Consider the following 25,600-nt stretch of genomic DNA (forward strand, 5'->3'; position numbering starts at 1 on the left):
ATCGGATCCCCTGATGAAGCAGGACTGGAAGGCCGTCGGAAGCTACGGGACCGTCGGTCTCGAGGTGGTGCTGTGCATCCTGGTCGGCCTGTTCATCGGCCGCTGGCTCGACGGGAAGCTCGGGACCGATCCGTACCTCTCGGTGCTCTGGTTCTTCTTCGGGCTCGGCGCCGCCGGCAAGGCGGTCTACCGGGCGTGGAAGGACATGCAGGCCGTGGCCGAGCGCGAGGAGCGCGAGCAGGGGAACCCTGCGCCGAGGTTCGACGACCGGAAGGCGCGGCAGGACGAGCGCGCGCCGGACGACGACCGCCGGACAGGCTCGAGCGACGAGGTCCGCGATCCCGGCGGGCTGCAGGACGCGAAGGGGAACGATGAGCGCTGAGCGAAGGCCGGGGGCGCCCGGCAGCGACCCGCCGAACGAGGAGCCCGACGCGGAGGAGCGGCCCGGCGTCGGGGACGCCACCATGCGGTCTGTGCTCCGCTGGGTCGCCGGCACGGCCGCGGTCCTGTCCGTGGCCGCGCTGCTCGCGTACGGCGCGCGCGCGGCGCTCGGCGTGTGCATCGGCGGCGCCATCGCGACGGTGAACCTGTACGTCTTCGCGCGCATCGTCGACGCGTTCCTCTCGCGCCGGGGCCACACGGTGTCGTGGACGCTGATCGCGATGATCAAGCTGCTCGGCCTGATGGGCGGCGTGTGGCTCCTCCTGAAGAGCGACCTGGTCTCGGGCATCGCCTTGATGGTCGGTTACGCCTCGCTCGTCGTCGGCATCACCCTGGGGACGCTGTTCGGACCGAAGCCCCCGGCGGACGGAAGCCCGCCGGGCGCTCACGGCTGAGCTCCTGCCGGAACCGGCCTCCGGGAGCGACCCGCGCGGCGTGAGGAGACTTGGAGCGCTCCAGGGTGCCCACCGTAAACGAGTTGTGGTAGAGGCGAGGCCCCTCGATCGAGGGCGAACTCCCACAAGGCGCGCCAGCGCTCGCGGCCGTGCCGGCACAGCCGCGCGGCTGCCGGCGCGGCGCATCGACGACGAAAGCCATGCCTGAGCACACAGGGTTCCTCACGTACCTCCTGGCGCAGCTCCCCGGACTCCGGGAGAACGCTCGCAACATCGGCAAGACGTTCATCGGTCACCACACCGTGGACTACCGCGGGACCGAGCCGATCTTCATGAGCCTTCTGATCATGGTGCTGTTCGTGCTCCTCGCCAGCGAGGTCCGCGGCCAGTACCGGCGCCTGAACGAGTCCGTGATCCCGGAGGACAAGCTCACGCTGCGCACGTTCTTCGAGGCGTTCTTCGGCTACTTCTACGGGATGGCCCGGGACGTGATGGGGCCCGCGAACGCGAAGCGGTACTTCCCGCTCATCGGGGGCTCGGCCGCGTTCATCTTCTTCTCGAACGCGTCGGCGCTCATCCCGGGAGTGAACCCGCCGACCTCGAACCTGAACGTCACGATCGGGTGCGCGGTCGTGGTGTTCGTCCTGTTCAATTACTACGGGCTGAAGGAGAACGGCTGGAGCTACCTCGCTCACCTCGCCGGGCCGAAGTGGTACCTGGCGCCGCTCATCTTCCCCATCGAGGTCATCTCCACCTGCGTCCGCCCGGTCACGCTCTCGATCCGGCTCATGCTGAACATCGGCGTCGATCACCTCGTGGCGAGCATCTTCCTCGGGCTCGTCGCGCTGTTCGTCCCGGTGCCCCTGATGTTCCTGGCGATCATCGTCATCGTCGTGCAGACGCTGGTGTTCTGCCTGCTGAGCTGCATCTACATCGGGCTCGCGACCGAGAAGGCAGACCACCACTGACCGCTTCGCCTGACCGCCTGGTCAGCCGCCCACCGGCGCCGCGGAGAATGGCGCTGGAGGTGAAGAGAAGGCTAGCCAGCCCTCGAAAATCGGATTAGAGGGGCCCCGCTGTCGATGGGTTGCCCCACAACGGTGGTGGATCGCGGAAGCGCGGCCCCTGCCGAGCAGTAGCAGAGGTCCCTGGAGCGATCCCCGGATCTCGATGGGGGACCGCCCCGCGGCCCCCGACCCAAGCAGATGTTTCGCATGCAGCCCCGCGGGCTGTGTGGCTTGAAAGGAGCAGATTCGGATGTCGCTGAAGAGCAAGCTGTCGCTGTCCGCCGTTGTCGGCACTGCGCTGGTACTGGTTCCCGCTATGGCGCTGGCGCAGGATGGCGCGGCGTCGAACAAGTACGACGCGAACTCGTGGCTCGCCGTCGCTGCCGGATTCGCGATCGGCATCGCTGCCCTCGGCGGCACCATGGGCCAGGGGCGCGCGGCAGCCGCCGCCCTGGAGGGCATCTCCCGGAACCCGGGCGCCGCTGCCCGGATCCAGACCCCGATGATCCTCGGCCTGGCGCTCATCGAGTCGCTCGTGCTCCTCTCCTGGGTCATCGCGTTCTTCCTCCAGGGCAAGATCGCCCCCTGAGCCAGCGCTCGCCGCGCCTACCGGGCCCGGCTCCGCTGCTCCTTCCCGCCCCCTCCCCTCACGGCTACCCCGACGGGCCTCGCGCCTGCCGCTACCTCACGCGCACGACGGTGCCCGGCTCGTGCGCCGTGGGGAGGACGGCCGTCCAGCCGGCGGGGAGCCGGGGCGACGTCCACCAGAACAGCCGCTGCGCATCGAGCGGAGCCAGGTTCACGCAGCCGTGGCTCCGCACTTGGCCGAACGAGCGATGCCAGAACGCGCCGTGCAGCCCGATGCCCTTCGAGAAGTACTGGACGTAGGGGACGTCCTCCATCCGGTAGTACCGCTCGGCGGCCTCGTCCTCGAGGTTGTCCATGTCCGAGGTGAGCAGCTTGGCCCAGATCCGGAAGGTGCCGGCGGGCGTGGCGCGCTGCGACCCGGGCGCGCCCTTGCCGGTCGAGACGAGCGTCGCGAACACGGGGCGAGGCCCCTCGTAGGCCACCAGCGTCTGCGTCGAGCGATCGACGTCGATCCAGCGCTCACCCGCCTCGACGTCGACCTCGGGCGGCGGCGCCACCGACGGGCGCCGGAGATCGCGGGTCGAGATCCACGCCGCGACGTCGCCCTCCGCGATGCGCGCGAGCTTCCCCGAGGCGCCCTGCGCCTCCTCCAGGTAAGGGACCACCTCGAACCGCACCTTGCTCTCCTCGGTCCGCGTGAAGCCCGCCCCCGTCCGCGTGTAGAGCGGAGCCCGCTCCGACACGACCCACGCGGCCGCGATCTGCGCGGCGCCCGGCGCGACGTCCACCCCGTGGAACGCGAACGCGCGCACTGGACCGAGATCTCGCATCGGCAACCAGAAGCCGCTGTTCGTGCGGCCGTACCGGGCGCCTCCCACGATCCGCTCCTCGACGATCGCCACCGCGAAGCCGGGCTCGAGCTGCGCGTCTGGCGCGTCGATGTCGGCCGCCTCGGCGCGCCGATAGCCGAAGGTCCCGTCGGGGCCGACGAAGTAGTAGCGGTACGGGAGCCCATCGGGCATCTCGCGCCACGTCCGCACCAGCGGGCTGATCGGACCCGCGGCGGACAGCTCGACGGCGTCGTCGCAGACCCAGGCCGCGGCGCCCACCTCGAGCCAGCGCCCGAGGCATCCGCCGGCGCGCCTGGCCGCGAAGAGGGGCAGCTGCACGTTGCGATCGACGGAGCCGCGCCGGCGCGCGCCCTCGCCGGGGGCGTCGAACAGCGGCTGGTCGCGCTTGAGCACGCGTGCGCTCCTGACCCACGCCGGCAGCGGGGCGTCGCCCGCGGGGACCCACGGCGGCAGCTGCGAAGCGAGGACCGCTCCGCTTGAGATCGCCGCGCCGAGGGCTATCGCCGCGGCGCCGCCGCGACGCGCTCGTCGCAGCGCCCCGCGGCGCCGTTCCTGCGAGCCGGCCTCGGCGCCTCCACGCTTCGTCATCCTGCGGCGGGATCCTAAGCGTTCGCCTGCGCTCCAGCCAAACTCCCGCCTGCGCGCCCGCGGTCGGCGGGTTCAGCGGTAGGAGAAGCGCACTTCGTGATCGCAGATCCGGAAGAGATCGCCCTCGACGATGGCCTTCCGGGCGATGCGCTGGCCGTTGTACTCGACGCCGTTCGTCGAACCCATGTCGACCATGTAGTACTGGCCGTTCAGGAACTCGACCATGGCGTGCTGGCGCGACACGTTCGGGTCCTTGATCGTCAGGTCGCTCGACTGCTTGCCGCGCCCGATGATGAACCGATCCTTGTTCACAACGAACCGCTGCCCCGCGTAGAACGCGGCGAGCGTCGGGCCGACGGGGACCTGATTCGGCATCCCCATGGCCATCGGCGGCGGACCCGGCACGCTGCTGGAGGCCTGCGGCGCAGCGACGTACGGCGGCGGCGACAGCGGGGGCGCGAGGGGCGGCGCCACCGGCGGCCCCATCGGCGAGGCGTAACCGGCGGCGTTGCTCAGCGGCGGCGGCGGCGGACCCGAGCGGCTCGCCGCGGCGCCCGGGAGGCTCTGGCGCCCGCCGGGGTTCGTGACCTGCGACGGGAGCGGCGGCGGCGCGCCGAGGCGCGTCACGCTGGTCGGCGGAGGCGGCGGGCCGCCGACGACGCGACCCGGAACGGGCGGCGGCACGGGCAGGCTGGGCCGCTTGCCGCCCGCGTTGCTGCTGCCGGGGGGTGGCGGGGGCGGCGGCGGCGCGCCCGGACGCACCTGCCCTGGAGGCGGAGGAGGCGGCGTGATCGCCGGGATCGGCGTCGGCCCTGGCCCGACGGACGCCACGCCGTACTGTGGCGACGGCGCGCCGTACGCAGGCGCCGAGGCGCCGTAGGGCATCCCGGCTGCCGGCTGCTGCTGCAAGCCTCCCAGGGGCGGCGCCGAGCCGGACGTCGCCAGCCCGGGCGGCTGGGGCGTCGCGAGGGGAGGTGGCGCGCTGGCCTGATGAGCGTGCGGGACCGCCATGTGCCCGGAGGGGGGCACCCCGTCACCCCTGGCGGGCGGCGGGAACGGCGTGCGCGGGCTGTAGCTTCGCTGCCGAGCGTACTGCTTCATCGACTCGTTGATGAGGTAGTCGATGGAGCACTCGAGCTCGCGCGCCATCTGCTCGAACGTCTCCCAAAGGACATCGCGACACTGGAACGTCCGTGCGCTTTTCTTGTTCGGATCCGCGCTCATCTCTACCCAACGATAATGGAGGATGAATTGCGCTGGGAAGCCTCCTCCCGGCCTCTTCCCTGCAAGCAGCTGACGGCTCTGGGCCGCGCGTGACGCGCGCGGCGGACGAAGAAGCGCGTCACTTCTTCTCGCCCTTCTCGAGCTCCGGCTTCCTGTCCTGCATGGCCGGCTCGACGCAGTACTGAACGAACTCGCCGACGGTCTTCACGTCCCTGAGCTCGCGCTCGGTCGATCCCTCTTTCTGCACCTCGCACGCCCACTTGCAGTCCGGGTCGGCCTCGCACACCGGCACGCGCGTGGTGTCGCCCTCGAGCGGCTTGACCGCCGGGAGATCGGCCGCCGTGCCGAACGTGAAGTAGTAGGCGATCGCGCTCGTCCGCACCGCCGCCGGACCCGCGGTGAAGTGCTTCTTCAGCGCCTCGACGGGCGAGCCCTCCTTCAGGTCGCCGAGCGCGGCGCCGTACGTGAGCGCCTCCGGCATGGCGAACCCCTTGCTGTCCTTGCCGTCGGGGAGCCTGCTCATGAACTCGTCGATGTGCTTCACCGTCGACATCTTCAGGATGGTCGCGGCGGCGGCGCGGCGGATCTTCCACTTGTCGGTCTTGAAGAGGCCGTAGAGCTTCTCGACGACGAGCTCGCGCGGCATCTCGCCGACGCGGCGGAAGGCCTGGTCGAGCACCGCGTCGGGCGCGTCCGCGGTCGCGATCTCGAGGATGCGCTGGATGTCGCTCGGGTTGTTGCGATCGAGCCGGCCTTCGAGCGCGGCGAGGGCGGCCTGGCGTCGCTTCTCGGGCTGCTCCTTGTTCGCCGCGAACCCGAGGAGGAAGTCCACCGACGGCCGGCCGCCGAGCTTCTTCATCGATCCGAAGACCCGGAACAGCTCCTCCTCCTGGTACTGCGCGAGCTGCGCCTCGAACTGCTTCTCGGTCGGCGCGAGCTTCGACGCGGCGTTCGCCGCCTGGAGCTCGGGCTTCTTGACGGCGGTCCACTCGCCGGAGGTGACGAACCTGGCGATGGCGACCAGGTTCGCCGAGGCGGCCTCCTTCGTCGGCGGGTCGCCGTACTCGGCCACGAGCGACGCCAGCTGGTCGAGCCGCTTCGCCTCGCGGGTCATCAGCTTCGGCAGGCCGGCCACCGCGGCGGGGCCGATGAAGCGCAGGAGCTGCTCCATCCCGTAGGCCTGCGAGCGGTCCTCGAGCCGGTGCTCGAAGTCCGCCATCGCCCAGTCGATGAGGGCGGCCTTGAGCCCCTCCTTCAGCCCCTCGTCCGCGATGATCACGGTCCGATCCGACGTGAGCATCGCGTACGCCGCGTCCTTGTAAGGGAACGACGTGTCCTGCGGGAGCGGCTGCCCTGGCTGCGCGACGGGCGGCGGCTTCCTCAGCTCGGCGATGATCGACGGCACGAGCGCCGCCACGATGGATTGCCGGGCCTCCGGCGCCATGGTCGCGAGGGTCTCGACCATGATGCCGATGCCCACGCGCCGGCCCTGCCGCGGCTTCATGCGGATGAGCGAGGTGGCCGCCTCGACGCGGAGCGAGCTGTCGTACTTATCGTGAAACAGCACCGCCCTGAGCTTGTCCGGGCCGTGCGCCGTGGTCTCCCACCGGTGGATGTCGTTCTCGTTGACGCGGCACCCGCTCGTCGCGAGCCCTGCGCCCGCGGTCGCGAGGCACAGCAAAAGAAGGCCCGCAGCGCCGACGCGCCGCCCTGCTCGTTCGACAGTTTCCATGCACGTCCCAGGAGGGTCGGGATGGTACCGCCCGCAGCGCTCTGTTTGAAAGAATTTCAAGGCCGGAATAGAGAGGAGCCTTTTCAAAGTCTGCGCGAAATCTGGCCAGAACTCCAGCGCGCCGGCGGCCGGCGATCCCCCGCCCTCCCGGCTCCCTCCCCTCGCCAGGCTGCCCGGAAGCGGCTGCGTTTCGCCCTGCCCGGCGAGCTCGGGCGCGCGCACATGGCAGCGCTCACGCCGCCTCGCCCCCTTCTTTGTCCGTCCCGCCTCATTCCGGTCTCTTCCACTTCTTGCAGCCCTCCCATACTTCTTGCCCCCGGAGCGCAGTGCGCATATGTGAGCAAAGTAGGTACAGGTAGGTATGCACGTCCCCTTGTTCGCTCCTCGCCGCGCCCAGCCCGCCGCCGGCCTTGGCGAGCCCTTGCGGTCCGGGGCGCGCGGCGCCGCGCGGACCAGCCCAGCAGGGATCGCGGGTCCTGCTGCGCCGCCGGGCCATGGCTACACCCGGGATGCGGCGGCGCTGGTTCTGCTGGTCTCCGCCCTGTACAGCGCGCTGGCGCTCGCCTCCTTTCGCGGGGATCCGATGCGGCCAGAGGTCTCCGGCGACGACTGGGTGGGGCCCGTGGGCGCTGCGCTCGCGGGGACGTCGATCGAGGCGATCGGCGTCATCGCGTGGTTCGTCCCGCTCGAGCTCGCGCTGCTGGCGATGCCGCTCCTGGGGGCGAAGCGCTCGATCGCCAGCTTGTTCCGGCTGAGCGGCGACATCGTGGTGGTCATCGTGCTCGCGGCGCTCGCGCATGTTGCGTTCCCGCGCGCTGTCGCGTTCGGCGCGATGCCGCTCGGCGGGGCCGTGGGCGAGCTGTTCGGGGAGGTGCTGCGCGCGCTCTTCTCGAACATCGGGTCCTACATCATCGGGCTCACCGTCGTCGCGCTCATCCTGATGGGCCGCGCGACGTTCTCGTTCATCGAGCTCGCGCACCGGGCCGAGCAGCTCGCGATCGCCATCGCCGTGCGCGTCGCCGGCTGGGCGCGCGCGCTCTTCGGGGCGTGGGCCGCGGCGCGCGACCTGGAGCGGCAGACCGAGGCCAAGACGCAGAGCGCGCCGCCGATCATCGCGCGCAACTCGAGCCCGGACGCGATCATCGCCGCGCTGGCCGACGACACCGACGAGCGGCCCTCCGATCCCGCCGCCAGGGCGACGCCCGTCGAGCCGGCGCCCGTCGCGGCGCCGGCGCTCGATCTCTGGAAGAGCGCGCCGTTCGAGGCGTCCCCCGAGGAGCCGGCCGCCCCGGCGAAGCCGCGGCGCGGGCGGAAGGCGCAGGCGAAGGAGCCGCGCGAAGCGGCGCATCTGAGCGCGGAGCCGCGCGGGGCAGAGCCGCACGACGCCGAGCCGCGCGAGGTGGAGATCCACGGCGGGGAGGCGCACGAGGTGGTGACCCACGGCGCCGAGCCGCACGAGCTGGTGATCCACGGCGGTGAGACGCACGAGGTGGTGACCCGCGGCGCCGAGCCCAGCGAGGCAGCGCAGCGGGACGACGAGCCGCGCGAGGCGGTGTCGCACGGCGCCGAGCCGCGCGGGGCCGTGTCGCACGGCGTCGAGCCGCGCGGCCGGGCGCAGCGCGCCGCCGAGCCGCGCGAGGGAACGCAGCGCCGAGCAACACGGCGTCGCGCCGCGTCTCCCGCGGCGCCGCGCGGCGCCGCGGCCCAGGAGGACAGCGAAGAGCCGTCGTTCGGAGGCGAGGCGCACATCGACGAGGTGCAGGGCGACCTCGACGAGGTGCAGGGCGACTTCGACGAGGTGCAGGGCGACCTCGACGAGGACGAGCCGGAGGCGCTCGCGGCGCTCGACCCGAGCGACGACGAGATGGTGACCGCTCTCGGAGAACCGGACGAGGTCGACGTGCCGACACCGTCGCCCATCCTGCCCGTGCGCCAGCGGCGCGAGCTGCCGGTGCGCGAGCTGCCAGTGCGCTCGCCGGACGCCGCGTCGGCTCATCGCGAGCTGCCGGTGCGCACGCCGGACGCCGCGGCGGCTCATCGCGAGCTGCCGGTGCGCGCGCCGGACGCCGCGGCGGCTCACCGCGAGCCCTCGCCCGCCATCGGCCCGGAGCGGGCTCGCGGGGTCGCGCCGCGCGACCCGACGATCGTCGATACGAGCCGCGAGCTCGTCAGCGAGAAGCCGGCCGTGGTGAAGGTCGTCCCGGCGGCCGGAGCGGGCTTCCGCCTGCCGCTGACGGACATGCTCGAGGCGGCCGCGGGCGGGCGCCTGCAGCTCGACGCGGATCAGCTGAAGGCGACCGCGCAGCTCCTCGAGAAGACGCTCGCCGACTACGGCGTCAGCGGGAAGGTCGAGGAGATCCACCCGGGGCCGACCGTCACGACGTTCGAGGTCTCTCCCGCCGCCGGCACCAAGGTGTCGAAGGTCGCAGGCCTCGCGGACGACCTCGCGCTCGGCCTCTCGCGCAAGGTCCGCATCGTCGCCCCCATCCCCGGCAAGAACCGGATCGGCTTCGAGATCCCGAACGAGCACCGCCTGCCCGTCAACCTGCGCGAGCTCGTCGAGGATCGCCGCTTCGTCGAGATGAAGGCGCCGCTGCCGTGCGTGCTCGGCCGCGACATCATCGGGACGCCGTACTTCGCCGACCTCGCGTCGATGCCGCACGTCATCGTCGCGGGCGCGACCGGCGCGGGCAAGAGCGTGGGCCTCAACGTGATGCTGGTGAGCCTGCTCTTCCGAAAGACGCCGGAGGAGCTCAGGCTGCTGATGATCGATCCCAAGGTCGTCGAGCTCGCGCCCTTCGACCGCATCCCGCACCTGCTCCTGCCGGTCGTGACGGACATGAAGCAGGCGGCGAACGCGCTCAAGTGGGCCGTCGACGAGATGGAGCGCCGGTACCAGCTCTTCGCGAACGCGGGGACGAAGAACATCACGACCTACAACGCCTGGGTCGAGCGCGTGCAGCGCGGCGAGGCGCGCCCGCCGAAGCCCCCGGCCAAGGTGAGCGCCATCGGCGCCGACGGGCTCGAGGTGGAGATCGACGCGGCGAAGGACGGATCGGACGCGGCGCTGCCGGAGAAGATCCCGTTCATCGTGATCGTGGTCGACGAGTTCGCCGACCTCATGATGCAGCAAGGCAAGGACGTGGAGGCGAGCGTGGCCCGCCTCGCGCAGAAGGCGCGCGCCGCCGGCATGCACGTGATCCTCGCGACGCAGCGGCCGAGCGTCGACGTGATCACCGGCATGATCAAGGCGAACTTCCCGACGCGCATCGCCTTCCGTGTCGCGCAGAAGGTGGATAGCCGGACGATCCTCGACGAGCAGGGCGCGGAGCACCTGCTCGGCCGCGGCGACATGCTGATCAAGATGAACGGCTCGAACGATACGCGCCGCGTCCAGTGCCCGTTCTGCTCCGAGGAGGAGGTCCAGAAGATCACCGACTTCCTCCGGCTCCAGGGCGAGCCCGTCTACGACGAGGCGATCCTCCGGCCCCGAGACGAGGAGGGCGAGGAGCCCGACACGTCCGACGCGGAGGCCGATCCGATGTACGACGCCGCGGTTCGCATCGTGGCCGACACCCGGCGCTGCTCGACCTCGTGGCTGCAGCGCAAGCTCGGCGTCGGCTACAACCGCGCGGCCAAGCTGGTCGAGGCAATGGAGAAGCGCGGGCTCGTCGGGCCCGCGAACGGCGCCAAGGATCGCGAGGTGCTGATCGCGCCGATTTGACCCTGTGTGATTTATCTTGACGCCACTGCACAGAGGGTGTTGGCACGCCGCCGACCCAGGCAAGCGGGACAGACGGGATGTCGAGGAGCACACAGCGTCGAGGTGCCCGCCGACGGGGCTGCGCGCCGGCATGGCGGTTCTTTTGACTTTCCCGTTCGAATGCTTCATGGAGCACCCAGGATGGCGCCCGAGGAAACGCGCACGCGTCTGATCGCCCAGATCGCGAGCCTCCTGAACGACGGGACGATGCCCGCAGACGCCCGCGCAGCGGGGCTGACGCTCATCGGCTGGCTCGCGAGACGCATGCCCGGAGAGGCCGCATCGCGGGATGGTGTCGAGGAGATGTGCCGCCGCGCGGCGGTCCTGGGCTGCCGGCCGCGGCGCATCGGTGGACGGCGCTCCACCTGACCCGGCGTCATTGCACAGGCCGCGGACGCACCCGCGCGTGCCCCGTGCTCAACCAGAATCCGCCGGGCCCCCTGGCCGGGCGCTTTGCGGACACACGCGGCGCACGCGGCGTTCGCTCCTTATACGTCGGGCCACGTCGAATTCACGTCGGAGCGTCGCCTGGATCCGCGTTCGCGTCGCGAATGTGTGCCAGCACCGGGTCCTAACGGGCAGCTGGCGGGCGACGATGGCGAGGCGAGCGCTAAAAGCGACATCCGTACCGTAATTTGTACGTGCCGTGGCGAGCGCGGCTAAGCTCCTGGGTGGCGCGGCTTTCCGCGCCGCGGGGCTCGCGCGACGCCCGATCCGGGACGTCGGCTCGCTCGGTACCATGGGGTAAACGGCCGCAGTGGGGCCTGTGATAGGTGGTGTTGCTCATGGCGAACCGCGTGGTCGCCCTCCCCGAACCTCACCCGAATGACGATGAAGATGTCGTGTGGGGGATCTCCACGGCAAGCGCGCTGTGGGCGCGCGGCGAGCGGCGCGACGCTATCGTGTGGCTGCGACGCGCGGCCGACGCCGCCGGGGCGGCCGGGCAGCCGTTCCGCGCCTCGGAGCTCGGGCTGTGCGTGACGGCGCTCGAGGAGGTCATGGCCTCGGAGGTCGGGCAGCCGAGCGATCCCGATCTCCTGGAGACCATCGACAGCGAAGGCGACGCGCCGCCCCCGTCCTCTGACGAGGCGCCGCCGTCGGACGAGCAGACCTGGCGCCGCCGCATGTCGCTCACCCAGGAGCTGCGCGCCTCGATGCCCTCGATCGAGATCGACATGTTCGAACCGCTCTCGCAGCCGGAGCTGGCGGCCGAATCAGAGCGACTGACGGGATCGTCCCGGCTGTCGCCGCCGCTCAGCCCGGGCGCAGAGGGCGGGCAGGGCGCCGGAGCACGACCGATCGCGCCGTTCTCCCCCGCGCCGCCCGGCGATGCGCAAGGCAGCACGTCGCCCCCCACGCCGCCGATGGCGCAGCCGCCGACGCAGCAGCCTCCCGACGGTGCCTTCCCGCAGGCTGCGCCGCCCGTTCAGCCGCAGCCGCTGCCCTTCGCGCCGGCGGCTCCGCCTGGCGTGTCGCGCTCGCAGCCGCCGCCCTTCGCGCCGGCGGCTCCGCCTGGCGTGTCGCGCTCGCAGCCGCCGCCCTTCGCGCCGGCGGCTCCGCCTGGCGTGTCGCGCTCGCAGCCGCCGCCCTTCGCGCCGGCGGCTCCGCCTGGCGTGTCGCGCTCGCAGCCGCCCCCCGCCGCGTACCCGCAGCGGCTCGACCCACCGCACGCGCAACCGCTGGCGCCGTCGGCCGCGCCCTCCGCACCGCCAACGGCTGCGCCCAACGTCCAGGCCGGCGCGATGTACCGGAGTCAGCCACCGCCGGCGCCTCCGCTGCCTGCCCCCATGGCGAACGCCATTCCGCCGCTGCCTCCCGCGCCGGGGGTTCCGTCGTTCCGGCAGCAGCTCACCACGGACCCGCTTCTGGTGACAGCGCAGGCGAAGACACCGAGCGCGCGACCGCCCGCCCCGATACCACCGCCGGCCGTGCCGCGGGGAGGATCGCGGCGGCCGTCATCGATCCCCCCTCGCCCTGCCTCCGTGCCCACGCCGCATGAGCTGCAGTCGGCCCTACCTCCATCGCCGGAGCGCGGCCGGTCCGACCCCGCGATGACCCCCCTGCAGCCCCCGCGCCCCGCCGGGACACGCTCCATGAGCGAGCCACCGCCGGCGGCGCCGCGGCCTCCGTCGGCGCTTCCGGCGGTACCTCTACCTGCTCCACCGCTGCGGAGCCCCATCGCGGAGCCGCAGCCGCCGGCGACAAGAGGCGCCGCGCCCGCGTCGCGCCCGCCGTCGTTCCGACCTCCGCCAGCGCCGCATCCGGCGTCCCTCGGACTTCCGCCAGCGCCGCCCCCGCCGTCGTTCGGGCCTCCACCCGCGTCGCACCCGCCGTCGTTCGGACCTCCGCCAGCGCCGCCTCCACCGTCGTTCGGGCCTCCACCCGCGCCGCCTCCGCCCACGTTCGGGCCTCCACCCGCGTCGCACCCGCCGCCTTTTGCGCCCCCACGCCCGCAGCCGGCGCCAGCACCGCATCCGCCGTCTTTTCAACCTCCGCGCCCGCAACCTCCGCCTCCGCACGCCGGGCCGCCCTCCGCTGCACCGTCAGCTGGCGTGCTTGCATACCCGCAGGTGCTGCCCCCGCCGGTGTCGCCGCCATCTTTCGCGCCGCCGCAGCCGCCGATCAGCACGCCGCCACACCCGCAGGCTCTGCCTCCCCCGACGCCGCCGCCGCCCACGCTGGCCTCCGCGCTTCCGCCGCCCGGCGCGCTTCCGCCGCCGGCCGCACCTCCGGCACCAGCCACGCGTCCACCGGCACTCTCGGCCACCGCCACGCCGCCGCCGCCCCTCGCGCCGCCGCTGGCCTCGTCGATGCCGGTCGCACCTCCCAATGCGCCCCCGGGGGCCGCCGCGCCACCGCAATCCCCCCCCGTGCCGCCGCTCGCCGCGCCGCCGCCATCGCCTGCTGCGCCACCGCTGTCCGTCTCGGCATCCGCCACGCCATCACCCACCGGCCCGCCGCCCGCCGCGCCATCGCCGGCGTCCGTCCCGCCGCCCGCGCAGCCCGCCGCGCCATCGTTGCCGGTATCCGCCGCACCGCTGGCCGCAGCGGCTTCGCTCCAGATATCGGCGTCGCACCAGGCCTCGAGCCCTCCAGCCCCCGCTGAAGAGCACGCGCCGAGCGACGACATCGGCGAGATCGTCGTCGAGGCTGAGGCCCCGACGCCCACCCCGGCCCGCACAGGCACGGCCGCGCCCGCACAGGGAGCGATCAGCTCCAAACGAAGGCCGCGCGAGCCGATCCTCGACCCCTGGTCCGAGGACGCGGAGCCAGCCGCGCCGCCGCGGCCTCCCCAGGAGATCATCACGTCGAACGGCGACACATACCTCGTGGCCCGCAGGCATCCCTCGACGCCACAGCCGGGCGACGAAGAAGAAGACGAGGTCATCACCTCGGCCGCGCCGCTCGATCTGACGCTCAAGCGGAAGCCGATCTCCGCGCGACCTCCCGCGCCCCCGACGCCTGCGGCGACGCGCACCCGCCCGGCGACGCCCACCGGAAACGAACCCCCAGGACACCTCGGGGCCTCGGCCGACAGCATCCTCGCGAAGGGCACCGCGAATTCCGCGGGCGACAGCGCAAAGATCGAGCCCCCTGCGAGCGCAGACGCGTCGCCCGCGGAGTCGACGATCGAGGGGACGGTCGTCATCGAGCTCTCCGACAGCGACCTCGAAGCGCCGATGTCGAGCCGGCTCGCCACCCCTCCGCCTTCGCCACAGGCAGCGGAGCAGGACGACGACCTGCAGACGAAGGCCACCCCATCCCGCGGCGAGCCCGCGCCCCTCGGCGCCGAGGTCCAGGCGCCGCGCCCGCTCGCGCTCGAGGAAGCCTCGGGCGAGCCCGCGCCGGAGCCTGTGGAAGAGCTGCTCGACGACGCGGACCTCGCGCTCGTCGAAGAGCCCCCGGCCCAGGCGGCCGGCGCCGCGCCGCGGCCGGCGGCCGCCGCCGACGCCCGCGCGCCGGGCTCGGTCGAGGCCCTCCCCGATCTCGCCGCGGCGCCGCGCGTGGATGTGCCCGCGCTCGAGGGGCGGCGGCCGGCCGCAGGCGAGAGCGCCGACCTCGCCGCGATGGCGCTCGACGCGCCGCCCAGCGCGCCACCGGAGACGGAGGCGCTCGCGGCCCTCGACCTCGCACCGGAGATCGCGCCGGATCTGCCGCGGCCCGGCGCGGCCAGCGCCGCGCCAGCCGCCGACGCCGCGGCCCTCACCGGCCGCGATCTGGAGCAGATCGAGGCGTTCGCGGACCTGCCCGAGGAGATGCACGACGAGCTCGCGCTCGCAGCGCGCGTGGAAGACCTCTCGTGCGACGAGGAGCTCGCCGTCGACGGGGCCGCGCTGGTCCTGCGCGGGGACGCCGCCGTGTGCGCGAACATCGTCGATATCCCCGCCGAGCGCGCCGCGACGAGGACGCTCGTGCCGTCCCGAGGGACGCTCGAGGAAGGCATCCCCCTGCGCGTCGTCGCCGGCGCGGACGGCGCGCGGGTGGCGATCTGGGGGCAGGCGACCATCGATCACGCGCTCCGCAGCTGCCCCTGGGTGCTCGACGAGCTGCGCACCGTCGCAGACCGGATCCAGTCGCTCGCAGGCGCCACGATGGGGCCGCTGGGCGAGCTCGAAGATGCGCTGCTGCGCCGCGTCCTCGGCCGGCTCCGGCTGCGCGGCCTGGCGCCCGGCGAGCACTTCATCCACGCGGGCAACCCCATCCCCGGGCTCGTGATCATCGGCGCCGGCGCGCTGGAGCTGGTCGAGGAGCGATCGCAGGCGATCGCAGGCACCGCGAGGCCCGGCGAGCTCCTGTTCGCCTCGGAGCTGCTCGGAGGCCAGCCGGCGCCGTCGCTCGCTCGCGCCGCCGGGGGTGGCGCGCTCGTGCTCCTCGCCGACCACCCCACGCTGCGCGAGCTGTTCGAGAGCACGCCCGAGCTGCTCTCCATCCTGGCGCAGTCGGTCTCGATGAACGCTCAGCGCGGCTGAGGCGGCGCGCGGGGCCAGAGCCGCGCGGGGCTCGGCTGGCTCCGCGCGTCAGCGAGCCCTGGCGGGATGCCCGGCGGGCAGAGCTAGAGCTGGCCGCTCTTCGGCCGCAGCGGCCGCGCGGCCCCCTGCTCCAGCTCGGCGGGATCGACGGGCTCCGCTTCCTCGTTGACCTGCCAGACGAGCTCGCTGTTGCCCTGCGCCCCGGCGAAGCGGAGCCCGAACCACCTCGCGCTCGGCGAGATCGTCGGCTTCCCGTCCGCGGTCGCGCGCGGGAAGCGGATGCGGAACGCCTGGCGCCACACCGTGTTGTACGGGAAGTAGGTCCGCTCGAGCGCGTTCGGCTTGGCGATCGCGACGATCTCCTCGGGCGCCGTCTCGTTCCCTGTGTCGTCGATCAGCCGCACGATCCACGCGCTGTTCGGCGTCGAGAGGTCGTTGTACTTGCGCTCGCCCCCGAAGATCGCGACGAAGAACTGATGGCGCTGGCGCGTCTCCTCGAGCGTCTTCTCGAGCAGCTTCTGCCGCTGCTCGATCGTGAGCCGGTAGTCCTGCGCGTAGCGGACCACGTAGGCCCAGCGGAAGTCCCACGACTCGAAGGTCGCGGTGGCGGTGAGGAAGTTGTCGAGCTCGGAGAGCGCGAACAGGTGCTCCGTGCGCGTCCAGCTGCGCAGCACGTTCTCGTAGTCCGTCGCGACGTACTCGCGGGGCCCCTCGTTCAGGCTCACGAGCTGGGTCGAGCAGCCGGCCGGGCCGAGTAGCGCCGCGAGAACCAGACCGCGCCGGAGCCATCCTGCGTTGACCACGCGGCCAGGGTACCGAGCGCCCGCGCTGGATGCACGCACACTCGAAGCCGATCCCGCGCCTTCGGCGCCTTCGGCGCGCCTTCAGCCAGGAGCGCGCCCGGCGAGCGCGCCCGCCGCGCTCGCCGCGCTCACCGGCGCGCCCGTGGAGCGCCTGTCGGGAAGGTGAAGCCGACGCTGAACCGCGCGGCATAATACGAGGCGACGTCGCCGCGCAGCGGGGTCGTGACCGGCAAGAGCACGCTCAGCGCCGGCTGCACGTTCGACAGGATGAAGCGGACGCTCGGCGAGACCGCGAACGTCGCGCGCCGGTCGTCCGGCAGGTCCTGGGTCAGCTGGTAGACCTCCCACAGCTCCAGACCCACCCCGACCGGCCTCGCGAGCCGGTAGCCGAAGTAGAACGCCGTGTGCGCCGTGATGTCGGTGCGGCGCTCCCCGGACCGCCGGCCGCGCACGACCAGCGACCAGTCGAGGCCCTGCCTGAGCTGGAAGATGAACGGCCCGGTGATGTGCCGCATGTCGAACCAGGGGCGGAACGTGAGCGTGAGCTCCCGGAAGCGCGTCTCGTCCCACGGCCGCACCACGCGCGCCGTCCGGAGCACCTCGGCCTGGTCGCGCGAGACGTCGCGCGGGACCGGGAGCACGACGCCGAAGCCTCCGCCGGAGGCGAGCCCGCGCACGCTCGACCAGACGCCGCGCCCGTACAGCTCGGGGCTCCCGAGCAGGATCGACCGCTCGACCCCCGGGACGCTCGCCGCGGCGCTGTCATGCACCGCGCCGACGAACCACTTGCGCGGGACGAGCGGCACCTCCATCTCGCCGTGCGAGTACCAGGCGAAGGCGAGCCTGCCGCCCGCCCGGCTCGCCGCGTCGGGCTCGATCACGGCCGCCGTGTACTCGAAGGTGAAGGTCGGGTCGCGCAGCGTGAGCCCGGGGAGCGTCGGGGGCGCGGGGACGTCGAAGACGGCCTCTTCTTCCTCGTCGGACCACGCGCCCGGCGCCGCGGCCAGCGCGGACGCCGGCCGCGCGCACGGCCAGAGCAAGAGCAGCGGCAGGCAGCGCAGCAGGAGCCGCATCACCGCGCGGGCGAGGCGCCCGTCGGGCGCCGGAACCCGCGCGGGCGGCCTCGTCGCCACGCAGGGAGGGCTACTTCGACCCGAGGCCGAAGTCGTTCGCGGTGACGTAGAGCATCAGCCCGAGCAGCATGAACACGCCGACCAGGTGGATGTGCGCCTCGACGCGCGCGTTCGGCCGGCGCCGCGTGGCGGCCTCGTAAAACAGGAACATCAGGCGGCCGCCGTCCAGGGCGGGGAACGGGATCAGGTTGAACGCGCCGAGGTAGGCCGAGAGCACCCCGAGGAACTCGAGCCCGTGCGGCAAGCCGCGCTTGGCCGCCTGCGCGGTCTGCCCGATCATCGCCGCCGGGCCCCCGAGCTCGCCCTCGATCTTGCCCGTGAGGACCTGGCCGAGCCCGACGACCAGGTCCTGCACGACCTTCGGCGGCATCTTCAGCGCGAGCAGCGCGGCCTCACTCGCGGTCACCGGCACCCGCTGGACCGGCCCGACGGGGATCACGCCGATCTTGCCCGAGCCGCTCTCGTTCGCAGGCGTGACCTTGGCCGAGACGCGCTCGCCCGCGCGCTCCACCACGAGGTCGAGCGGACGGCCGGGGCTCTTGGAGATGATCTCCGCCATCTTCTCCCAGTCGTGGACCGGGGTCCCGTCGATCTCGACGATGCGATCGCCGTCCTTCAGGCTGGCCGCCGCCGGCATCCCGGCGACCACGCCGATGTCGGTCAGGCGGTGGGGCTTGCCGCCCACCATCAGGCTCGCGAAGAAGAGGACCGACGCGAACAGGTAATTGGCGAGCGGACCGGCGAAGATCGCGGCGATCCGGCCCATCAGGCTCGCGTTCGCGTAGCTGCCCTTGTCCTCGGGATCGACCTCCTCGAGGGGGTTCATCCCCGCGATCTGGACGTACGCCAGGAAGGGGATCATGGCGACCTGGAACACGGTGGGGCCGTGCTTCAACGGGTCGTGGCGAAAGAGCCGCACGCGGACCTTGTCCGCGGCGGTCGTGAACCAGTAGTACCCGTCCTTCGGGACAATCTTGAAGAAGGTGGGGCCGAAGCCGATCGAGAACTTCAAGACGCGCATGCCGTAAGCGCGCGCGGCGAAGAAGTGCCCTCCCTCGTGGACCACCATCAGCAGGGCGAGACCGAGGATGCCTACGAAATACCAGCCGACCATCTCCGGCTAGTCTAACCAGGGCGGGCCCTGTCCGCACGCGCCCGATGTCCGCGCCGTACGCTCGCGCCGGCGAGATGCCGCCCGCGGCGGAGTCCGTGCGCTCCCGCCGGCCCCGGATGCACCAGGAGAGCGCGACAGCAGGGCAGCGCCCGGGGCGGCTCAGCCCGCCAGAGGGCCAGAGCCGGCGGGGGAGCGGCTCAGCCGACGAAGAACGAGACGCCGACGCTGAAGAAGGGATACCCGATCCGCATCGTGAGCGACATGTTGTCGTTGAAGTGGTAGCGGCCGCCGACCATGGTGACGAAGTCGAGCCACACGTCGTTGTAGAACCCGTCGGTACGGACGACAGCGCCGAGATCGGCGAACGCGCTCCACTGATCGGTGAAGAAGAAGTTCCACTGCATGGTGACCGGACTCCAGATGGTGAAGTCGCGGCGGCAGTACCTGCAGTTGGTGAGATCGAGCCCGAACGAGATGGCGACAGTGTTGTTGAGCTTCGGGATGAACGCCGGGTCGGCGAGCTCGATGCTCGCCCTGAAGCCGACGCCGAACTCGGGGTCGCCGAAGTCGTTGTAGCGCCCGGGCCCGTACCGCCGCAGGCCGTAGTCGCGGTGCATGAAGACGAAGTCCCCGTGCGGCTCGAGCTCGGCAAAGTAGCGGGGGTGATCGTTCGGATTCTTGATGTTCGCCTGCGCTTCGGGCGCGAGCGTGAGGAGGGTGGCGCCGGCAAGAGCGACGCTCACGAGCGAGGGCAGCGCTTTCATGAGCTCTTCGTACCAAAGGAAGGGCAGCGACGGAAGCAAACGGGCACGTGTCGGCTGCATGACGGCCGCCGCAGGAAGGCGATGTCGCACCTCGCTCGGCGCGCTGCGCGCGGCGCGGGCCGGGCGCGCGCGGGCCGTGGCGGGCCCTGGCCGAGGCGCGCGCTCGTCTGGCTGAAGCGCGCGCTTTGGGGTAAGCCGGTGTAGCCAGAGCCGAGCGCCGCACGCGCGGCGCACCTCGGAGGGGTGGCCTTCCCCGGAGCGTCGAGATGAGAGGATCGACAAGCGTCATCCAGCTGGCCCGTGGCTGCGCGCGCATCGGCGGCGGGCTCATCGCGGTCGCCGCGCTCGCGTGCGGCGGCACGATCCAGGTCGCGGGGCCGCCGCCCGAGGAGGCGGCGCCCCCGCCGGCGCAGAAACGGCCCCCGCCGACGAAGGCCGCCGAGTCGCCGGCGCCGCAAGCGCCCGCGGCCGCCGAACCGTTCGTGACCACGCGGGACTCCGACGAGTGGGTGCGCCAGACGCTGAAGCTGCAGGCGCGGTACGAGCGCGTCCTCGTCGTCGGCGCGCCGGCCCCCGCCGCGATCCGCGTGGCCGCGCTCGATCTGAACGCGCGCGGCGCTGCGGCCGAGCCGCGGGACCTCCCTGTCACGCGCGCGTTCGCCACGCTCCAGGAGGCGGCGGACGCGGCGCGCGGCGGCGACCTCATCGCCGTGTTGCCCGGGACGTACGCGGGGTTCTCGGTTGGCGACAAGCCGAGCGCCGGTCAGGAGCGGTACATCCATTTCAAGGCGATGGGGAGCCCGGGCGAGGTCGTGATCAACCGGGGGTGCGCCGCCGACCCGAACTGGATGATTTACCTGAAGGCAGCGCACCACGTCGTGATCGAGGGATTCCGTCTCGCTGGCAGCAGCGCGCCTGGCAGGCAGAGCGCGGCCGAGCCGAAGGCGGGGATCATGATCGACGGCGCCTTCGGCGAGACCAGCAGGCTCGCGCACCACATCGCCATCGTCGGCAACTTCGCGCATCACCATCGGACGTGGGGGGTCCACTCCACCGACAGCCACACGGTCCTCCTGCAGGACAACCTGTTCGCCTTCTCGGCGGGCGAGCACGGCGCCTACATATCCGACGGATCGGACAACTACGTGGTTCGTCGCAACGTGTTCTTCGGCAACAACGCGAGCGGGTTCCAGGCGAACCTCGATCCGGAGGCCTCGCTCGACGCGGTGCTGGAGCACCCGTCGTTCCGGGATCATCCGCGGAGGGAGCCGACCCGCGCCTGGGCCGCGGAGCTGATGAAGCGCGCGACGGAGCGGTTCGGCGAGCACGGGTTTCCGGACGGCCGCGGCGTGAACTTCATCATCGAGCAGAACGTCATCAACGGCAACGGGCGCAGCGGCGGGGGGGCGATCAACCTCGCCGGGGTGTCTGACTCGGTCGTGCAGAACAACCTCATCTATGGCAACCTCGCCAGCGGGATCGCGCAGTGGGACAACGCGAACCCGTTCGACCGGGCCTATGTGGAGCCCGGCCCGCGCGCTCCGGAGCAGGTGACCGGGCCTGACGCGCTGCCGCTCTGGGGCTGCCGCAACAACCTGATCCGCAACAACACCGTGGTGCTGAGCGCGAGGGGCCGGCCCGCGCTCCAGTGCGGCAACGGGAGCTGGGGTTGCCGCCTGCGGAACAACATCCTCGTGAGCGACGCCTCGCCGTCGATCGAGGTGCTGAGCACGAGCATCTACCGGTTCGACGCCGGCCACAACGTGGTGACCCAGGTGAGCTACGGCGGCATGCCCGAGGGGCTGAAGCGGCTCGCGGCGGCGCTGCCGGAGACGCGGGCGATCACGGGCATCACGCGCGCGCGGTTCGCGACGGAGGTAGTGCGCGCGAGCGAGGAGCCGTGGGTGATCCTCGAGGGGGGATGGTGGAAGCTCAACCCGAACCGGCCGGATTTCAGGCCGAAGCGGTCGTCGAAGATGCTGATCGGGCAGGGCGACGCGCGCGAGGTGCCTGCGCGGGATCTGCTCGGCGTGGAGCGAAAAGGCGCGGAGCTCGGGGCCCTGTCGCCGGGGCCGGGCTGACGGGAGGCGGCGGCGAGGGGTCGTCCAGCACGGCGTGGTGTGCCGGGGGCGCGCCGGGCGCGGAGGGCGACGTCGGGGCCGGCTTCGGGTGGGCGACGGCGTCACCGGAAGCTGGTCGTGGGGATGCGCGCGCCCGGGCATGGGTTCCTCGGCGAAAAACCTTGCCGGGGGAATGAAGCAGGCGAACGATCCCGCGCCGTTGGGGCAATCACGTGGAACACCCGCGGCGTGCCCAAGGAGAACGGCGATGCGCAGCAGGACTTCTTCTTTGGTGTTCGTATTCTGTCTCGCGGCGGGCGCCGCGTTCGCAGCGTGCTCGGGCGAGACGACGGAGAACCCTGGCGGCGGCGGGGGGAGCGGAGGGAGCGGCAGCGCGGGAACGACGAGCAGCACGACAGGGGCGAGCACCAGCTCGACGACGGCCGCGACGTCGAGCGGAGCTGGCGGGGACGGCGGGGGCGGTGATGTGTGCGATCAAGCCTGTTCGCGCGCGACAGAATGCGGCTCAGCCATCTGCGAGCAATTCCCCATAGACTGCTCTAACCCACAGTATGAGTGCATCGCGCAGTGCGTTCTCGACGCGGAACAATGTGACGATCTCGCCACCACCAACCTGGCGTTCGTCGCGTGCGTCAGCACATGCGCGGGTGAACAGGGTGCTGGTGGCGGCAACAACGGTGCAGACTGCCGCGCGTGTGCGTTCACAAGCGGCTGCTTGACCAGCTGCTTAGGTAATCCCGGCTGCCAACAATGGCTTGTATGTACACAGATCTGCTTCACGGGGGACCCTCAGCCAGAGTGCTTCAGGAGCTGCGACACGGCTGCCGCTGCCGACGGTGAGGAGGTGGTGGCGCTCTACCGCGCTGCCTATGAGTGCACCTGCACGAGCTGCGCGGACACGTGCGAAGCTGTCGCAGACCCGTGCAGCCCATGAATTGAGCAGCACAGATCGATCGCCCCTCGCCACCAGAGGCAGCGAGGCACACACGAACACTCTCGGGCGCCTCACGGCTGAAAGCTCGCGACGAAGATATCCACGTCGCCCTGTGGGGTCATCGCTCCAGCACCAAAATCGATCTTTCCCCTCGCAGCGCCGGCAATCAGCAGCTCACCGCGATCGCTGAGCGCGCTCGCTATCACGCTCGTGCCGTCCTCCCCCATCAGACCGAAGGTCCTGGCCCAGAGAGGCTCACCTTCGGGCCCAACCTTCGCGAGCACCAAATCTCTCTCGGATTTCGCGCGAAGCAGATCGCCGCCCAACTCCACAGTACCGACCAGACCACCAACGATCATCACATCACTCTCAGACTCGGCCAAGATCCCACCGATAGTCAACGCGCGGTCGAAGACTCGAGCCCATTCATAAACGTTAGAGGTCGTATATTTCAGCAAGGCGCCGGCGCGGTCATCCACGACGACCTCACCACCGCCAAAATCAACCGTCCCTTGGAACCCTACCGCAAGCGCCGGACCACCCAGTCTATCTACAGCGATGGACCACAGCGCATCGTTCTCAGTGCCTCCCACAACCCTCGCCCAGCTCACGAGGCCACCGCTTGTGAGCTTCACCAGGAACACATCCGCGCCACCAGCGGACTCGTATGAAAGGTCACCCAGAACCAGCTCGCCATAAAAGATCCCCGCCAGGATGATATTGCCCGCTGCATCGACGTTCACGCTTTGGGCAACCTGCGCGTCCTCACCGCCCCACACCCGGACCCAGCCGCTCTCATCGTCGACGGAACCGTCGGAAGACCGCAACTTGGCCACGAATATTTCCTCCGAATCGGTCTCATTAGAAATACTGTGTCCGTCGTCGAATCGGATTGTTCCGCAGAAGTCCCCCACAAGCACAACGTCCCCATCTGGAAGGAACTTCATCCCCCTCACGACGCTCGGCACGAGCCCGCAGATCTTTCCGCCCAACGGCTTCCGCCACAGCAACCGCCCATCCGGGTCGTACTTGTGCAGCACTATGTTCATCGAGCCCAGCTGACTTTCGAGCTCCAAGCTCGCGACCATGACTTCGCCGTGGGAATTGACCGCGAGCGCGTACACGTTATCTCCTTTTACGTCGCCCACTTGTCGACTCCAGACGTACTCCCCCAAAGCAGAGAACTTGGCTAGAAACGCGTCGTTACCTCCAGCAGCGATGAGCACATCTTCTCCGAACGACATCGCTCCCGTGAACTTGCCACCAACATAAACATTGCCCGCTGAGTCCACCGCGACCTGGCTCACCGTCTCTTGCTCTGTGCCCCCGATGAGCCTCGCCCACCGGACACAATCCTTCCCGTCGCAGTCCTCGTCGTCCGTGCTCACGCACGTCTCCACCGCCGGCGTCACCTCTCCCTCGCACGCCTCATATCCGGAGCCGTCCCGCTTGCACGCCTGCGTCCCGGCCTCGCAGATCCCGGCGCCCTTCGTCCCGGGGGGCCCGGAGTAGCACTCGATCACGTGCGCGGGCTCGCACGCGGAGCCTCCGCCTGTCCCAGTCGCCGTCGTGCCGTCGGCAGGCGCGGCGTCCTGGAAGTCGTCGAGGCCAAGCACCAGCCCACAGCCGGATACGACCATGATGCCGATACCAGCGAGCCACAGGAGCGATGTGCGCATTCTCATGCGCGCCATCGTAGTGCGAGAAGCACGGAACGTCAGCGTCAATGCTCCTCGCGGACCGTTGCGTCGAGACGAGACCACCGCTCCGCCGATCGAGCGCGACAGCCTCCTTGACTTCGACGCTTCGCTCCTGCCTTCCGCGTGACCTCAGTTACCACGACGCGAGCCCACGGGAGCGACGCGGCCGCGCTGGCGGGCAAGAGGGAAGGGCGCACCGCGATCTCACGCCGCCGCGCGGGACGCGTGTACACTCCGCCTCGTGCCTTCTGCGCCGCCCAGCGATCGCCTCCGGGCTCGCCTGTCGAAGAGATCCGCGTCGCCCCGACACCGCCCGTCACGTCCCGCAGGCTCCGCCTTGCTCGCCGCACTGGTAGGGCTCACCGCGTGCTCCGTTCCGAACGACGGCGGGGCCAGCCCCGTGAAGAAAGCGGACGCCGCCGGCGACCCCGCCATGACGGATGCCGTTAAGGGGACGGCTCCCGCCGCGGCTTCCGCGCTCACGGCGCCAGCGTCCGCAGGCAGCGCGTACGCCGGCGCAACCATCCCGGGCAGCGCAGCCCCCGATCCCGCGCAGATCACCGTCAGCCCGAGCGCCCTCCCCACAGAGGCGCCCCCGCTCGGCTCGACCGGCGCCCCGCCGCTCGCCCCTCCCGCCCCGCCGCCCGGCCCCTGCCCAGCCGACATGGCCCTCGTCGGCGGATTCTGCATCGATCGCTACGAGGCGCACCTGGTCATCGACGCCGGCGGCGACCTTGCCGTCCACCCGCACTTCAAGCGCCCCGAGCCGGGCGTCCGGTACCTCGCCCGCAGCGCGGCCGGCGTCTTTCCGCAGGCGTACATCAGCCGCGTCGAGGCCAAGGCCGCGTGCGTCGCCGCGGGCAAGCGCCTCTGCACGCGGCGGGAATGGCAGCGCGCCTGCCGCGGCAACGGCGCCCACCGCTACCCCTACGGCCCGCGCGGCGAGCGCGGGCGGTGCAATACCGGCAAACCCCACCTCCTGCGGGAGGTCTTCGGTGAGCACCCGCCGGGCGGGTGGAGCTACGAACGACACTTCAACAGCCCCGACCTCGACCAGAAACCAGGCTTCCTGGCGAGGAGCGGCGAACACACCGGCTGCGCCAGCGAGCTCGGCGTCCACGACATGGTCGGGAACCTGCATGAGTGGGTCGGCGACATGGTCGATGGCGAGCTCGTCATACGGATGAGCACCGAAGGCGTCGAGCGCCGCGATCAGCCGTGGCACGAGGGAAACGGCGTGTTCATGGGCGGCTTCTTCAGCACGACAAGCGAGCTCGGCCCCGGCTGCTACTTCACCACCATCGCCCACGAGCCGACCTATCACGACTACTCCACGGGATTCCGCTGCTGCGACAGCGTCGAGCCGCCCGCCGCTCCGGGGACGACCGACGCGAGCCGGCGAGACGGCGGCGGCTGACAGCGCGGCCGGCCGCGACGCGCGGCTCGGCGCCGAGATCCCCGGCGCCCGCAGGCCCCAGCGAGCTCGCCCGCGGCGGCGCCCCCAGCGACGCT

Annotated in this window: 20 protein-coding genes; 9 read left to right on the top strand and 11 right to left on the bottom strand. The window is 71.6% G+C overall.

Translation table 11 applies throughout. The features are described from left to right. The first annotated feature begins 13 nt into the window (after positions 1 to 13). From WMF11_RS44460 to WMF11_RS44475, 4 genes are all read left to right on the top strand, one after another. The gene (locus WMF11_RS44460; protein WP_437546570.1) at positions 14 to 382 is read left to right on the top strand and encodes an AtpZ/AtpI family protein; all 369 of its coding nucleotides are present in this window, start codon (positions 14 to 16) and stop codon (positions 380 to 382) included. Then, positions 372 to 836: an ATP synthase subunit I gene (locus WMF11_RS44465; protein ID WP_437546572.1), complete on the top strand. Its 465-nt coding sequence runs from the start codon at positions 372 to 374 to the stop codon at positions 834 to 836. Before WMF11_RS44460 ends, WMF11_RS44465 begins: the two co-directional genes overlap by 11 nt. Positions 837 to 1,036: 200 nt before the next feature. Next, entirely contained in the window at positions 1,037 to 1,804 is a 768-nt protein-coding gene (gene atpB / locus WMF11_RS44470) for a F0F1 ATP synthase subunit A (protein ID WP_437546573.1), read from the top strand. A gap of 289 nt (positions 1,805 to 2,093) precedes the next feature. Next, a complete protein-coding gene (locus WMF11_RS44475) occupies positions 2,094 to 2,432 on the top strand; it encodes an ATP synthase F0 subunit C (RefSeq protein WP_012240589.1) in 339 nt (112 codons plus the stop codon). 91 nt (positions 2,433 to 2,523) lie between these two features. On the opposite strand, the gene WMF11_RS44480 is transcribed toward WMF11_RS44475, so the two are convergent. From WMF11_RS44480 to WMF11_RS44490, 3 genes are all read right to left on the bottom strand, one after another. After that, a complete protein-coding gene (locus WMF11_RS44480) occupies positions 2,524 to 3,870 on the bottom strand; it encodes a L,D-transpeptidase (RefSeq protein WP_437975053.1) in 1,347 nt (448 codons plus the stop codon). Positions 3,871 to 3,942: 72 nt separating this feature from the next. Further along, positions 3,943 to 5,094, bottom strand: coding sequence for an FHA domain-containing protein (locus WMF11_RS44485; protein ID WP_437975054.1), 1,152 nt, complete (start codon positions 5,092 to 5,094; stop codon positions 3,943 to 3,945). Positions 5,095 to 5,212: 118 nt separating this feature from the next. Continuing rightward, positions 5,213 to 6,826 (bottom strand): hypothetical protein, encoded by a 1,614-nt coding sequence (locus WMF11_RS44490; protein WP_437905119.1) that lies wholly within the window; start codon positions 6,824 to 6,826, stop codon positions 5,213 to 5,215. 361 nt (positions 6,827 to 7,187) lie between these two features. Between WMF11_RS44490 and WMF11_RS44495 the strand changes: the two genes are divergently transcribed. Beyond that, entirely contained in the window at positions 7,188 to 10,550 is a 3,363-nt protein-coding gene (locus tag WMF11_RS44495) for a DNA translocase FtsK 4TM domain-containing protein (protein WP_437975055.1), read from the top strand. Positions 10,551 to 11,406: 856 nt separating this feature from the next. Here WMF11_RS44495 and WMF11_RS44500 read toward each other — a convergent pair. The 3 genes from WMF11_RS44500 to WMF11_RS44510 all read right to left on the bottom strand — a co-directional run bounded on the left by WMF11_RS44500 (position 11,407) and on the right by WMF11_RS44510 (position 13,719). After that, positions 11,407 to 11,766, bottom strand: a complete 360-nt coding sequence (locus tag WMF11_RS44500; RefSeq protein WP_437295800.1) for a hypothetical protein — start codon at positions 11,764 to 11,766, stop codon at positions 11,407 to 11,409. A 249-nt stretch (positions 11,767 to 12,015) separates the two neighbouring features. Continuing rightward, positions 12,016 to 12,315 (bottom strand): hypothetical protein, encoded by a 300-nt coding sequence (locus WMF11_RS44505; protein WP_437975056.1) that lies wholly within the window; start codon positions 12,313 to 12,315, stop codon positions 12,016 to 12,018. 759 nt (positions 12,316 to 13,074) lie between these two features. Continuing rightward, positions 13,075 to 13,719, bottom strand: coding sequence for a hypothetical protein (locus tag WMF11_RS44510; RefSeq protein ID WP_437975057.1), 645 nt, complete (start codon positions 13,717 to 13,719; stop codon positions 13,075 to 13,077). A gap of 199 nt (positions 13,720 to 13,918) precedes the next feature. Between WMF11_RS44510 and WMF11_RS44515 the strand changes: the two genes are divergently transcribed. Beyond that, a complete protein-coding gene (locus WMF11_RS44515; RefSeq protein ID WP_437975058.1) occupies positions 13,919 to 15,559 on the top strand; it encodes a hypothetical protein in 1,641 nt (546 codons plus the stop codon). An 83-nt stretch (positions 15,560 to 15,642) separates the two neighbouring features. Here the strand turns inward: WMF11_RS44515 and WMF11_RS44520 are convergent, their stop codons facing one another. The 4 genes from WMF11_RS44520 to WMF11_RS44535 all read right to left on the bottom strand — a co-directional run bounded on the left by WMF11_RS44520 (position 15,643) and on the right by WMF11_RS44535 (position 19,373). Then, positions 15,643 to 16,362 (bottom strand): hypothetical protein, encoded by a 720-nt coding sequence (locus WMF11_RS44520; RefSeq protein ID WP_437546588.1) that lies wholly within the window; start codon positions 16,360 to 16,362, stop codon positions 15,643 to 15,645. 128 nt (positions 16,363 to 16,490) lie between these two features. Continuing rightward, complete coding sequence (locus tag WMF11_RS44525) at positions 16,491 to 17,495, bottom strand: hypothetical protein (protein WP_437975059.1); 1,005 nt, start codon at positions 17,493 to 17,495, stop codon at positions 16,491 to 16,493. A gap of 10 nt (positions 17,496 to 17,505) precedes the next feature. After that, a complete protein-coding gene (locus WMF11_RS44530; RefSeq protein ID WP_437546592.1) occupies positions 17,506 to 18,609 on the bottom strand; it encodes a M50 family metallopeptidase in 1,104 nt (367 codons plus the stop codon). Positions 18,610 to 18,806: 197 nt separating this feature from the next. Beyond that, on the bottom strand, positions 18,807 to 19,373 hold the full coding sequence (locus WMF11_RS44535; protein ID WP_437712620.1) for a hypothetical protein: 567 nt from the start codon (positions 19,371 to 19,373) through the stop codon (positions 18,807 to 18,809). A 266-nt stretch (positions 19,374 to 19,639) separates the two neighbouring features. Here WMF11_RS44535 and WMF11_RS44540 point away from each other — a divergent pair, with 266 nt between their 5' ends. Both WMF11_RS44540 and WMF11_RS44545 read left to right on the top strand, forming a co-directional pair. After that, complete coding sequence (locus tag WMF11_RS44540; RefSeq protein WP_437975060.1) at positions 19,640 to 21,454, top strand: right-handed parallel beta-helix repeat-containing protein; 1,815 nt, start codon at positions 19,640 to 19,642, stop codon at positions 21,452 to 21,454. Between the two features lie 228 nt (positions 21,455 to 21,682). Beyond that, positions 21,683 to 21,919: a hypothetical protein gene (locus tag WMF11_RS44545; protein ID WP_437975061.1), complete on the top strand. Its 237-nt coding sequence runs from the start codon at positions 21,683 to 21,685 to the stop codon at positions 21,917 to 21,919. A gap of 540 nt (positions 21,920 to 22,459) precedes the next feature. Here WMF11_RS44545 and WMF11_RS44550 read toward each other — a convergent pair. Continuing rightward, on the bottom strand, positions 22,460 to 24,073 hold the full coding sequence (locus WMF11_RS44550; RefSeq protein ID WP_437975062.1) for an SBBP repeat-containing protein: 1,614 nt from the start codon (positions 24,071 to 24,073) through the stop codon (positions 22,460 to 22,462). A 448-nt stretch (positions 24,074 to 24,521) separates the two neighbouring features. Between WMF11_RS44550 and WMF11_RS44555 the strand changes: the two genes are divergently transcribed. Further along, complete coding sequence (locus tag WMF11_RS44555) at positions 24,522 to 25,505, top strand: SUMF1/EgtB/PvdO family nonheme iron enzyme (protein WP_437975063.1); 984 nt, start codon at positions 24,522 to 24,524, stop codon at positions 25,503 to 25,505. Positions 25,506 to 25,600 lie beyond the last annotated feature (95 nt).

The organism is Sorangium sp. So ce295, from assembly GCF_051527405.1.
Lineage (GTDB): Bacteria > Myxococcota_A > Polyangia > Polyangiales > Polyangiaceae > Sorangium > Sorangium cellulosum_B.